The sequence below is a fragment of the Pseudochrobactrum sp. AO18b genome (assembly GCF_000409565.1).
GTDB lineage: Bacteria > Pseudomonadota > Alphaproteobacteria > Rhizobiales > Rhizobiaceae > Pseudochrobactrum > Pseudochrobactrum saccharolyticum.
In genome coordinates this window covers 1-10,107 of record NZ_ANNO01000087.1, presented here as the reverse complement: position 1 = coordinate 10,107, position 10,107 = coordinate 1, and the positions used below count along the sequence as shown (strand labels likewise).

The following is a 10,107-nucleotide window of genomic DNA, read 5'->3' as shown; positions in this document are numbered from 1 at the left end:
TTAGAAATGGTATGCTGTCACCAGCACACTTTGAACAGAACCACAAACTGAAGACGAAGAGTGTCTAATAAACTCGGGGCTATTCACTCACACCAATCCATTCTGTCCAAATGCCGGCAAAGAAAAACAGTGGTTGGGTCGTATTAATAGCAAACCAATGAAGGTTCTTCTTTCCTGTCTTCGGATCCGGCTCCTGCGCATACTCGCTGAATGATGTTGCCGGAACAAGACATCGGTTAGCAACATCAAGCCACCGCTGCCAATGGCGGGATGAGATATTCCGCACATTTGTTATGCCTTCGTCGGCCTCGCCTTTGACGCACATCGGCGGGGTTGGCATGCCCCATCTGCTTAATGCTAACTCTGGTCCATCCAGATTGTTGCGCAATATTGGCGCCGGATAATCAGGGTAGATATTTTCATCAAATGATGCGCCGTTTGTTAGATCAATATATGACCCGACGGCCTGCTTCAGCTGAGCACTATGCATTTTAATATTATAGATATTGCACATTTCACCCTCCGCTTCTTTAGAAACGCAGAAACGTACTTTTGGTTCAAATCGCGAATATCAACGGCACATCAAATGATAGATTAAGGTTGTGAAACGCGCTGATGAGGTTCGTTTTACATAATTTGATTGTTCTGTAATTTTTAAAAAAACAGGAACCCAACGCTTGCGAATGCATTTACTTACACGAACACCAAAGCATGGTCATCACAGAATCGCAGGAAAATCAGAGTGCATAAAGATTATTGAAAAGAACTATCATGGAAAATAAATCAAAAAATCTAATAATATGGGAGACTGCAGCTTTCAGCCCAGATCAAGGCATAGGAACAAAGTTGCGGTCACTATACAACTCTCTAAGAGATGAGGAAATACCTGAGAACTTAATGAAGTTACTAAATGAATTGGATAAAGCAGAAAAATCTAAATAAAGATTTAAGTGGTATTGCTGGGAGATGTTTAACTATGAGTGACAATCCGTCGTGTTTTAAAAAGAGCCTAATAGAGTCGCTGCCGGATTTGCGCGCTTTTGCAAGATCTCTTATTAGAAATGCGGATAAGGCTGATGATTTGGTACAGGATACAATTTTAAAGGCGTGGGCAAAACAAGATTCCTTTGAAGTTGGCACGAACATTAAAGCTTGGCTTGTCACAATACTGCGCAATGAGTTTTATAGCCAGATGAGGAAGCGTGGACGTGAAGTGCAAGATAGTGAAGGCACTTATAGTAACGCCATGGCAATACATCCCGCTCAATATGGTTCACTGGATTTAAAGGATTTTCGAAAAGCGCTTGATCAACTCCCTGACGATCAGCGTGAGGCGATCATCTTAATAGGCGCATCAGGTTTTTCTTATGAAGAGGCCGCTGAAATCTGTGATTGTGCAATCGGAACCATAAAAAGTCGTGTTTCAAGAGCAAGGTCACGATTACAAGAGTTACTTGAGATCGAGAGCCTCGGACATTTTGGCCCGGATCTATCGTCCGCTCATGTAGCTCTTAGGAGTTTTGTATAAGGACTCCTTAAAAAATAATATTAAAGTCGCCCTGCAGTGTTTTTAAGAGACATTCGTATCAGTTGATGCTTAAAAGCAAGTTATGCAACTGCCTCTTAAGCCTTTTGGTGATTCCTTTGAATAATGTTCACTACTTTTTATCTGAGGTTGGAATATCAGCGGATGAAATAAGGGCTTTTGATTGGTCGAAAACACCACTCGGTGATCCTGAAAAATGGCCAGTGCAGTTAAAGACGACTGTCCAGCTTATGCTCGCATCACGCTTCCCAAAAGCCATTGTCTGGGGTGAAGAGTATACAACCCTCTATAACGATGCATTCAGAAATATCCTTGGTGCCAAGCAAAATTGCATGGGACAATCTTTCAGAGATATATGGAGTGAAGCTTGGCCAAATATTGAGCCAATGATACTTGATGCCTATCAGGGTAAGGCGACATTTATCGAAGATTTCCCGTTAGTTATTAATCGTCACGGTTATCCAGAAAAATGCTATTTTACATTTTGTTATAGCCCGATCATTGATGAAACGGGGCGTGTTTTGGGCATGATTGATACCGTCATTGAAATGACGGAAAAAGTCGAAGCTGTTCAGAACGCCGTCGTCATTAATGCTGAATTATCCCACAGAATTAAAAATACATTCAGTGTGGTTCAAGCGCTAGTAAATCAAACATTTCGTAAAGCTGATTTAAAAGAGGCGGTTCCAGTGTTTTCACGAAGGCTTCACGCTTTAGCAAAAGGACATGAAATTTTACGCTTGGGCGGCACCTCTAATGGAACAATTGAGCAAGTTATCACGTCGGTTTTTGAATCTTTAGCTAGTAAAAGCAAAATAGTTTTAGAAGGGCCTCAAATTCTGATCGGTCCTAAAGGTGTAATGTCAACTTCACTACTAATAAATGAACTGACTACGAATGCTATCAAATACGGTGCTTTATCAGTCCCTGATGGCTCCATATTAGTTAATTGGAGAGTCAGCAATGAAGGTGATACTTCCACATTAATTTTAGAGTGGCGTGAGCGAAATGGGCCGATAGTCAAAGTTCCGACTACAAAAGGTTTTGGCTCACGTTTAATTAAAATGGGGCTTATGGGGATTGGCGCTTCAAATGTTTATTATAATGAAGATGGTTTGCATGCCGTCTTTACCGCGCCATTCCAACAAATCCAAGAAGAAGGTAGGCTATACAGCTCTGGAAGCCGTTTGACACGATAGTCGGGCATTAACGGAGAAGAGAATGATCTCAGTCAGGTCTCAGTTATCTGGTATTCACATCTCATGAGGTGTGAACATCATAACTTTTGAGATTTTATGTATTTCGGGATAATTTCCTATACCATTCATTGATCTGCTCTCTTACCTGTTCAGGTGTTAGATTGTAGCGCTGTTGTATTTTATGCTCCAAAGCATTCTGTTCGCCAGCTATTTCGTCTAGTTCGTCAGATGTTATGTTGCCCCATTGTTCACGGATGTTTACTTTATAACGCCGCCAGTCCGCTTTGATTTCATTCCAGTCCATTCATCTCTCCCAAGCTCTTTTGTAACATGTGCTGAACAAGGCATATGGCTCCTTCCGAAATTTTAATCGGGCATGCTATGTTCATTGGTTGTATTTGAATCCATGATGCTCTCACTTTCAGAAATATAGCTTCCATAAATTTCTGCGCCGAACCAAACCAAAGCAACAATAATCATGCTTGAGATTAAGACGATGAGAACAGGCCGGCCTTTTTGACCCTGCCGAGCTTTTTGCGGTGGAATTTCTTTCATGGGACACTCCTTCGGTTAGAACCTTTGATTGGTTAACTAACGGAAGGAGGGTTCTGTTCCCAAAAAAGAAAATCGGAAACTGCTATTTTGAAGCGTTCTGTGGTATAATATTGCTTCAATAGCCTAAGTTGAACGCATATGTGGAACATGTAAATAACGAAGGGCTCAGCCTATGCACATCGCAATTCGCCAAGATAATTCGCACACCAATGATTGATATCATTTTCCTGCAGGTGCTTAATCATAGAAGAATAACGATATTGTCGTTCATTCTGGGACATGTTCAATGCATGACGAATAGCCTGCGAAACGGACTCTTTGTCGTAAGGGTTGACCAGCAGAGCGCCGTCCAGTTCGCGTGATGCGCCTGCAAATCGAGAAAGCACTAATACACCAGGGTCGTTTTTATCTTGTGCTGCAACATATTCTTTCGCAACCAAATTCATACCATCCCGAAGCGGTGTTACTAATCCGACCTTTGCGTGACGATACAGGCCTGCGAGAATATTGCGATTTAATGAGCGGGTAATGTAACGGATAGGCGTCCAATCTACAGCAGCAAGTGCGCCATTGACGCGACCGGCATATTCAGCCACCATACTTTGCATCTCAGCATATTCCGGTACTTCTGAACGGGACTTTGGTGTCACCTGCAGAAAAGTTACTTTGCTTTTATACTCGGGATTGTTCTGTACGAAATGCTCAAATGCTTCTATTCGGTTTGTTATTCCCTTTGAATAATCAAGACGGTCGACCCCGATAATGAGGTCTCGTCCTGTCATGCTTTCGCGCATACGCCGGACGAGGGCACTCTTTTCTGACCGTTGGGCAGTGTCAGTGAATTTATCTGTTTCAATACCAATCCCGAATTTCCCGACTTTAAATTCATGACTGCCGGTTTTGAACCGGTTTTCGCCTAAGGGAGTAGCAATATTTTCCCGCGAGATGCAGCCGATGAAGTTTTCGAGGTCATAATCTGTTTGAAAGCCAATCAAATCATAGGACACTAACCCGCGCATAATGGTTTCATGAACAGGGAGTGTGAAGACGATATCTGCCGAAGGCCAAGGGATATGGAGGAAAAAACCGATCCGGTTTTTAACACCTAAACGACGTAGTTCCGCAGCCAGAGGGATGAGATGGTAGTCGTGAACCCAAATAATATCATCAGGCTGAATAAGTGGTTGTAACTGTTCAGCAAAAAGACGATTAACCCGGAAATAACCAGCCATATCTTTTCTCTCATAATCAATGAGATCCAGCCGGTAATGACACAGTGGCCATAGCATACGATTAGCGAAACCGGCATAATACTCATCAACGTCGGTGCTGGCTAAATCCAACAGCGCATATTCAATATTATCGTGCTTTTGAATGTTTACCTGAGGTTGCGGTAGGTTATCGGATATTATCTTACCGGACCAGCCCATCCAGAGGCCGCCCTTTTTCTCGAGTGCAGCTTGCAGAGCAACAGCAAGACCCCCGGCAGGCGCATTTCCATGTTTATCCGGCAAAGGAACCCGGTTGGATATGATAATTAGTTTTCCCATTTTTTTGTCCCCTGTCAGTTTATACTTTATTTGTAGGATGATTGATGGCGGGGTTAGGAACTCTCAGGGTTCCTTGTGCTGCAACGACTTCGGTGAGCCAGTTTCTGAGCGCGGAAGGCGACGATATAAGGCTCATTGCACAACTTTGTTGGAGTGACGCGGCGATCTTCACAGATGCGCCTGAATATTTGTGCGCTGCCGCAAACATAGCTTCATCGGTTACATCATCACCAAAAGCGATTGGTATGCGAGACTGGAAAACCGCTTTAGCCATGAAGTGATCTAAAGCTGAGCCCTTGTCAGAACCGGCAGGCCGTAACTCAGCAACCATTTTTCCATGTTGCACAGTCCACTTGTCGCCTATTATTGAAGCTGCTTTATTGATTATATCTGTGGTCGTTTTCTGCAGGCGGGGATTGCTTCGATAATGCAACGCGAGAGCGACTTCTTTAGCTTCCAGTTTTATTTCGGGATAATCAGTTAGCGTATCTTCGATATAGCGTTTAGCGGTACAGAAACTATCATCTATTTTAAGTACGCTTATACTCCCGTCGCTGTTACGAATTTGAGCGCCATGCAGCCCAGCAATTTCAAAGCTATGGGAGGGAAATATTGTATCAACAAAACTGACCGGACGTCCTGTTATGAGTGCTAATGCGCCGTCAAGATGCCAGTGCAAATGAGATAGAATGTCATATAATTGTTGTGGAATTTGTATTTTATCCGGAGCTGAGGCGATATCCAGCAGCGTTCCGTCTAAGTCAAAGAAAAATGCATACTTTGATAGTGCGCCTTTATCATTTTTCAAATGGCTTAACTCAGGGATTAAAACTTGATTGTATTCAATGTTTTCCCTTGTCAGGGTGGTACTCATTGTCTGTGTTAACCTTACTGAAAAAGAAACAGTGACCAATTTTATAAATAAATGAGTTTTTGCTCATTCAAAGGACGATGGAGTAGCCTGGCAGTGTCCCAAGGAGCGGTCATCCAACCATCCAGCTCATCTGTATTGGTCGGTATAACCGGTAGCGAAATGGGAGTGTCTTGATCTCTAATAGAGGATGCCTTTGTCGTAAGAAAAATCAAACGAACTATGACTTTTCTCACCCTCTTGTGGGTCTCGGGTTCCAACTCATTCTGTCCATATGCCGGCAAAGAATAGTAGCTTTCCGGTCGTGTGTGTAGTGGCAGCCATCGGGCATCATTGCCAGATAAAGCGGCGGACTTATGTGTTTGTTTGCAAAAGGCTATGGCTGGTATCAGGCAGCGATGAGCAACAGTCTGCCATTTCTGCCAGTGAGCTACATCACTTTGCCGGATGTGTGTGATCCCTTTATCATTTATATGTTTTACAGCTTTGTCGGGAGAGGGCATGCCCCAGCTACTAAATCCGAGTTCAGGACCATCTAAATTATTACGTAAGATAGGTGCAGGAGAATCTGGATAGATGACTTCGTCAAAAGATCTTCCGTCTGTCAGATCAATATAAAAGCTTACAGACTTTTTTAAATCTGCAGGAGTGAACTGGATAGCATAAATATCAGACATAACTCCTCCTCTCAGAGATGTATCATGACATGTTGCGATGCAGGAGCAAAAGCTGTTGCATAAATGAAAAAGCTCCCTGACGGGAGCTTTTGCGGGTTACCACGTCTGTCGGTTGTACCAATCATCAATGTCTTTTTTGACGCGATCTTTTTCAATTCCGTACCGCTCTTGAATTTTTCCTTCAAGCTGTTCACGGCGTCCGTTTACCTGATCCAGATCATCGTCAGTCAGCTTTCCCCACTGCTCTTTGATCTTACCTTTGATCTGCTTCCAATTCCCTTCAACTCTGTTCCAATCCATTAGGATTCTCCTTCGTTTAATGGTTTTGATACAATGAACTAACGAAGCACAACGAGAATGGTTCAATAAAAGCTGATAAAATTTACATATTTAACATCGTCTACTAAGTGCTGGAGTTTTCGAATTGATGTAGTTGCTGCCCACAAACAGGGTGCTGGTCTGTAATATTGGCGCTTTAAATTAATTTCGGAACCAAGATAGCCCTGTAACATTCCTTTTATGAGCGGTGGCCGTGTCAACCGAACATGATGGTAATGAAAAACACTTTGATTTTTTCGGTTTCTCATTGTGGCCAACGAAATGGCAGACGAGTTTCTATCCCATCCGGCTATCGTTCACATAATTATTTTATGGGAGAGAGCCGTGTCACAATCTTCAAAAAACTCAAATAAAGCAAAAATTACTGCCTCCCGACAAAGGAAGCTGCAAGCGCAGGTTTCCGATAAGAAAACGAAACATTCATACGAGTCTGAAACTGGTGCACGTGAATATCCGGTTCCACCTTTTCCGAAGCAAAATATAGCTAAGCCAGGGTCTGAAGCAGTTTTGAAACCCGAGCCCATGTACGATGCGCCGTACTACTCAGGATCAGGAAAACTACAGGATAAGGTAGCACTTATTACAGGTGGAGATTCCGGCATTGGGAGAGCCGTGGCAGTTTTATATGCGCGTGAAGGTGCAACCATTGTAGTTTTATATCTCGAGGAGAAAAAAGACGCCGAGCTTACAAAGCAAATGATCGAGAAAGAGGGGCGTGAATGCCTCTTAATTCAGGGAGATGTGCGGGATCTGGAATTTTGTGAAAAAGCTGTTTCCGATGCTGTAAAAACCTTTGGCAGGCTTGATGTCCTGGTTAATAACGCAGCTTTTCAATTACATGCTAACCGCTTTCAGGATTTGTTGCCGGAGCATTTCGATGAGTCAATACAGACCAACTTGTATGGTTATTATAATATGACAAAAGCTGCATTGCCTTTTTTGAAAAAAGGAGCGGCGATTGTTAATACCGGTTCCGTCACAGGATTGAGGGGAAGCAAGAAGCTCGTTGATTATTCAATGACCAAAGGTGGTATTCACGCCTTTACCCGTGCACTAGCCGCTAATTTGCTATCAGACGGCATTCGGGTGAATGCGGTAGCTCCCGGGCCTGTATGGACCCCGCTCAATCCTGCCGATAAAGAGGCTGCTGATGTTGCTGAGTTTGGGGCTGACACCCCAATGAAAAGACCCGCGCAGCCGGAAGAACTTGCACCCGCTTATGTGTTTTTAGCTTCTGAGCAAACAGCGAGCTACATAACGGGAGAGATTTTACCTGTAATAGGTGGATATTGATAAAATAATGGCCTTGGGCTGACGCGCCAAGGCCCTTAACTTCATAAAATAAACGGCTAATTCTCCGGAGTCGTTTGTAATGAGTGAGGCGCTTCCTGAGTGCCTACAGTTGGTTTGCTGGGTTTGTTTACTACCCATACTAAAAGCATCAACAGCACCACTATTAAAATCAGGTAGCCATATTTCATAGTGCATAGCTCCTTCATGCATTGATGACTGCCCGGTACCAACCCGGACAGTCATCATAAATATGTGTGCGTTATGGCGTGGTATTGGTTTGCGGAGTAGCCGGAGCGGGGGATGCCGGCATTTCCGTTGGGCTCTTTTTGTTTGCAGCTGCGGGATCAGCTACACCTTCTGGGAAAAGCGATGAACGGTCGAAAGTCGGCGCAGCATTCAGCTCTTCTTTGGTTGTTTTAATGACTAGCCATTTCTTACCATCGCTACGCATAGCAAGCTGTAATTGATCTGGGCTTACCGCTACATCTTTTTCACCTACACCCAAAAAACCACCAACACCGATTACAGCAGCTTCAATCTGACCTTCGGGACTCGTAATAAGGTCATTCAATTTACCGACAGACTGTGCGCCATTTTCCGAGCTATCATAAACGGATTGTCCGATGAATGATGAGACAAGAAGCTGCCCTGGCTTTGCTTCCAAAAAGCCAACCTTATTGGTTTCAGCAGCTGTATCCGAAGGTTGATTTCCGAACATGTTCTGCGTTTTAACGGTGGTTTGAAGCTGCTGCTCCATTGGCGCACTTGGCGTGGTAGTGGTGTCGCTAGTCTGAGCATAGGCCGCACTACCAATAAACAAGGCACACGACGTTGCCAGAAGTTTAGCTCTCAACATAACTATCTCCTTTGCACGTATGTTACAATTTTCTAACATTCGAGCGGCGGAATAGTTCCAAAATATAATTTCAGTTTTTTTCAGATTGGCTTTTTAGAGCTGCATGATGTTCGATTTTATCTCTTAATTTTTTGAGTTCCTCCAATGGCAGATGCTCAATTCCAATGACCCTTTCATCGGCATTTTTTAGCGCGTCAATCAACTCATCAACCTTTGTGTGAAGAGCGCATGAGTCTCTATTTTGTGAGTTTTGAATAAGAAAAACCATTAAGAAAGTTATTATTGTTGTAGTTGTGTTTACAATTAATTGCCATGAATCAGAATAATTAAAGAATGGACCTGATAGTGACCATATAATTATAAATGTAATCGCTATTAAAAATGATCCATAGTGCCCAGTAATTTTGGATATTTCCTCGCTTAGATCAGAGAAATATTTACCCATTTCGATCTCCCATATTATTTTCATTTATTACATTATGTTATCGCTTGATTGATGCTGAATTTTGGAACAATCAGATTTCCTCTTCGTTAGTAAAATATCAACAGGAGGTTATATGATGAAACTCAAACTGATCACTTTGACATCTGCGTGTATTTTTATGACTGCAAGTGCTTTTGCTCAATCAGGGGCTAATCCACAAAGCACGCAGACTGACACTACTAAGACACCAGCAATTGTCACGCCGGATTCAACCAATCCTGCGGCACCGGTCAAAGGTGAGAACAGCTTCACAGAAGATCAGGCAAAAGAAAAAATTGAATCTGCCGGATTTACTGAAGTCAAAATGCAAAATCTGGATACTGACGGCATTTGGCATGCAACAGCTCAGAAAGCCGGTGCGAGTGTGAATGTTCTTATGGATTATCAGGGTAACGTAACAACAGCCAATCCATAATATCACAATCGAATTGCTTTATATAAAAGGGAGAAGATTATGAAAAATATTACAGCGCTATTTGATAACTACTCAACCGCCAAACAGGCCGTTCGGGATTTGGAAGCAGCAGGTATCCCTTCAGATGATATCAGCATCGTCACTCATGACGCGAACAAAGAATCCGGAGCCGCTGAAGGAGCTGGAGTAGGTGCAGGTATTGGTGCGGCAGTAGGTGGCGCGGGTGGCTTGCTGGCGGGGCTGGGGCTGTTGGCAATTCCGGGTGTTGGACCAGTGGTTGCTGCGGGCTGGTTGGCTGCGACAGCCGCTGGCGCGGCTGGAG

At 43.4% G+C, this 10,107-nt stretch carries 15 protein-coding genes; 6 read left to right on the top strand and 9 right to left on the bottom strand.

The window, feature by feature from the left end; all coding sequences use genetic code 11:
- Window positions 1-79: 79 nt before the first annotated feature.
- The gene (locus A918_RS19390) at window positions 80-514 is read right to left on the bottom strand and encodes an SOS response-associated peptidase family protein (protein WP_022709814.1); all 435 of its coding nucleotides are present in this window, start codon (window positions 512-514) and stop codon (window positions 80-82) included.
- Window positions 515-771: 257 nt separating this feature from the next.
- Between A918_RS19390 and A918_RS22430 the strand changes: the two genes are divergently transcribed.
- The 3 genes from A918_RS22430 to A918_RS19385 all read left to right on the top strand — a co-directional run bounded on the left by A918_RS22430 (window position 772) and on the right by A918_RS19385 (window position 2,745).
- On the top strand, window positions 772-942 hold the full coding sequence (locus A918_RS22430) for a NepR family anti-sigma factor (protein ID WP_198013270.1): 171 nt from the start codon (window positions 772-774) through the stop codon (window positions 940-942).
- Window positions 943-976: 34 nt separating this feature from the next.
- Window positions 977-1,528, top strand: a complete 552-nt coding sequence (locus A918_RS0104045; protein ID WP_028233364.1) for an RNA polymerase sigma factor — start codon at window positions 977-979, stop codon at window positions 1,526-1,528.
- Between the two features lie 116 nt (window positions 1,529-1,644).
- The gene (locus A918_RS19385; protein WP_033315865.1) at window positions 1,645-2,745 is read left to right on the top strand and encodes a PAS domain-containing sensor histidine kinase; all 1,101 of its coding nucleotides are present in this window, start codon (window positions 1,645-1,647) and stop codon (window positions 2,743-2,745) included.
- 94 nt (window positions 2,746-2,839) lie between these two features.
- Here the strand turns inward: A918_RS19385 and A918_RS0104035 are convergent, their stop codons facing one another.
- The 6 genes from A918_RS0104035 to A918_RS0104010 form a co-directional block, all read right to left on the bottom strand.
- Window positions 2,840-3,049 (bottom strand): CsbD family protein, encoded by a 210-nt coding sequence (locus tag A918_RS0104035; protein ID WP_022709811.1) that lies wholly within the window; start codon window positions 3,047-3,049, stop codon window positions 2,840-2,842.
- A 62-nt stretch (window positions 3,050-3,111) separates the two neighbouring features.
- Window positions 3,112-3,300 carry a hypothetical protein gene (locus A918_RS19380; RefSeq protein WP_022709810.1) on the bottom strand — a complete coding sequence of 63 codons (189 nt, stop codon included), beginning with the start codon at window positions 3,298-3,300 and terminating at the stop codon, window positions 3,112-3,114.
- 170 nt (window positions 3,301-3,470) lie between these two features.
- Window positions 3,471-4,850 (bottom strand): alpha,alpha-trehalose-phosphate synthase (UDP-forming), encoded by a 1,380-nt coding sequence (otsA, locus tag A918_RS0104025; RefSeq protein WP_022709809.1) that lies wholly within the window; start codon window positions 4,848-4,850, stop codon window positions 3,471-3,473.
- 19 nt (window positions 4,851-4,869) lie between these two features.
- Window positions 4,870-5,724 (bottom strand): trehalose-phosphatase, encoded by an 855-nt coding sequence (otsB, locus tag A918_RS19375; RefSeq protein ID WP_022709808.1) that lies wholly within the window; start codon window positions 5,722-5,724, stop codon window positions 4,870-4,872.
- Window positions 5,725-5,765: 41 nt separating this feature from the next.
- Window positions 5,766-6,398 carry a hypothetical protein gene (locus tag A918_RS0104015; protein WP_028233363.1) on the bottom strand — a complete coding sequence of 211 codons (633 nt, stop codon included), beginning with the start codon at window positions 6,396-6,398 and terminating at the stop codon, window positions 5,766-5,768.
- 96 nt (window positions 6,399-6,494) lie between these two features.
- Window positions 6,495-6,698 (bottom strand): CsbD family protein, encoded by a 204-nt coding sequence (locus A918_RS0104010; protein ID WP_022709807.1) that lies wholly within the window; start codon window positions 6,696-6,698, stop codon window positions 6,495-6,497.
- A gap of 363 nt (window positions 6,699-7,061) precedes the next feature.
- Here A918_RS0104010 and A918_RS0104005 point away from each other — a divergent pair, with 363 nt between their 5' ends.
- Window positions 7,062-8,030 carry an SDR family oxidoreductase gene (locus A918_RS0104005; protein WP_051138979.1) on the top strand — a complete coding sequence of 323 codons (969 nt, stop codon included), beginning with the start codon at window positions 7,062-7,064 and terminating at the stop codon, window positions 8,028-8,030.
- A gap of 259 nt (window positions 8,031-8,289) precedes the next feature.
- Here A918_RS0104005 and A918_RS0104000 read toward each other — a convergent pair whose 3' ends face one another.
- The gene (locus A918_RS0104000) at window positions 8,290-8,886 is read right to left on the bottom strand and encodes a PRC-barrel domain-containing protein (RefSeq protein ID WP_022709805.1); all 597 of its coding nucleotides are present in this window, start codon (window positions 8,884-8,886) and stop codon (window positions 8,290-8,292) included.
- A 70-nt stretch (window positions 8,887-8,956) separates the two neighbouring features.
- Window positions 8,957-9,331 (bottom strand): low affinity iron permease family protein, encoded by a 375-nt coding sequence (locus A918_RS0103995; protein WP_028233361.1) that lies wholly within the window; start codon window positions 9,329-9,331, stop codon window positions 8,957-8,959.
- Window positions 9,332-9,446: 115 nt separating this feature from the next.
- Between A918_RS0103995 and A918_RS0103990 the strand changes: the two genes are divergently transcribed.
- Both A918_RS0103990 and A918_RS0103985 read left to right on the top strand, forming a co-directional pair.
- Window positions 9,447-9,785: a hypothetical protein gene (locus tag A918_RS0103990; RefSeq protein WP_028233360.1), complete on the top strand. Its 339-nt coding sequence runs from the start codon at window positions 9,447-9,449 to the stop codon at window positions 9,783-9,785.
- 39 nt (window positions 9,786-9,824) lie between these two features.
- On the top strand, window positions 9,825-10,107 hold a 283-nt coding region (locus A918_RS0103985; RefSeq protein ID WP_022709802.1), incomplete at its 3' end, for a general stress protein.

Coding starts and splice junctions, on each gene's coding strand:
- A918_RS0104035 (WP_022709811.1), bottom strand. CDS start 3,049: ATGGACTGGAATGAAATCAAAGCGGACTGGCGGCGTTATAAAGTAAAC.
- otsB (WP_022709808.1), bottom strand. CDS start 5,724: ATGAGTACCACCCTGACAAGGGAAAACATTGAATACAATCAAGTTTTA.
- A918_RS0104045 (WP_028233364.1), top strand. CDS start 977: ATGAGTGACAATCCGTCGTGTTTTAAAAAGAGCCTAATAGAGTCGCTG.
- A918_RS22430 (WP_198013270.1), top strand. CDS start 772: ATGGAAAATAAATCAAAAAATCTAATAATATGGGAGACTGCAGCTTTC.
- A918_RS19380 (WP_022709810.1), bottom strand. CDS start 3,300: ATGAAAGAAATTCCACCGCAAAAAGCTCGGCAGGGTCAAAAAGGCCGG.
- A918_RS19390 (WP_022709814.1), bottom strand. CDS start 514: ATGTGCAATATCTATAATATTAAAATGCATAGTGCTCAGCTGAAGCAG.
- A918_RS0104010 (WP_022709807.1), bottom strand. CDS start 6,698: ATGGATTGGAACAGAGTTGAAGGGAATTGGAAGCAGATCAAAGGTAAG.
- otsA (WP_022709809.1), bottom strand. CDS start 4,850: ATGGGAAAACTAATTATCATATCCAACCGGGTTCCTTTGCCGGATAAA.
- A918_RS0103995 (WP_028233361.1), bottom strand. CDS start 9,331: ATGGGTAAATATTTCTCTGATCTAAGCGAGGAAATATCCAAAATTACT.
- A918_RS0103990 (WP_028233360.1), top strand. CDS start 9,447: ATGAAACTCAAACTGATCACTTTGACATCTGCGTGTATTTTTATGACT.
- A918_RS0104000 (WP_022709805.1), bottom strand. CDS start 8,886: ATGTTGAGAGCTAAACTTCTGGCAACGTCGTGTGCCTTGTTTATTGGT.
- A918_RS0104015 (WP_028233363.1), bottom strand. CDS start 6,398: ATGTCTGATATTTATGCTATCCAGTTCACTCCTGCAGATTTAAAAAAG.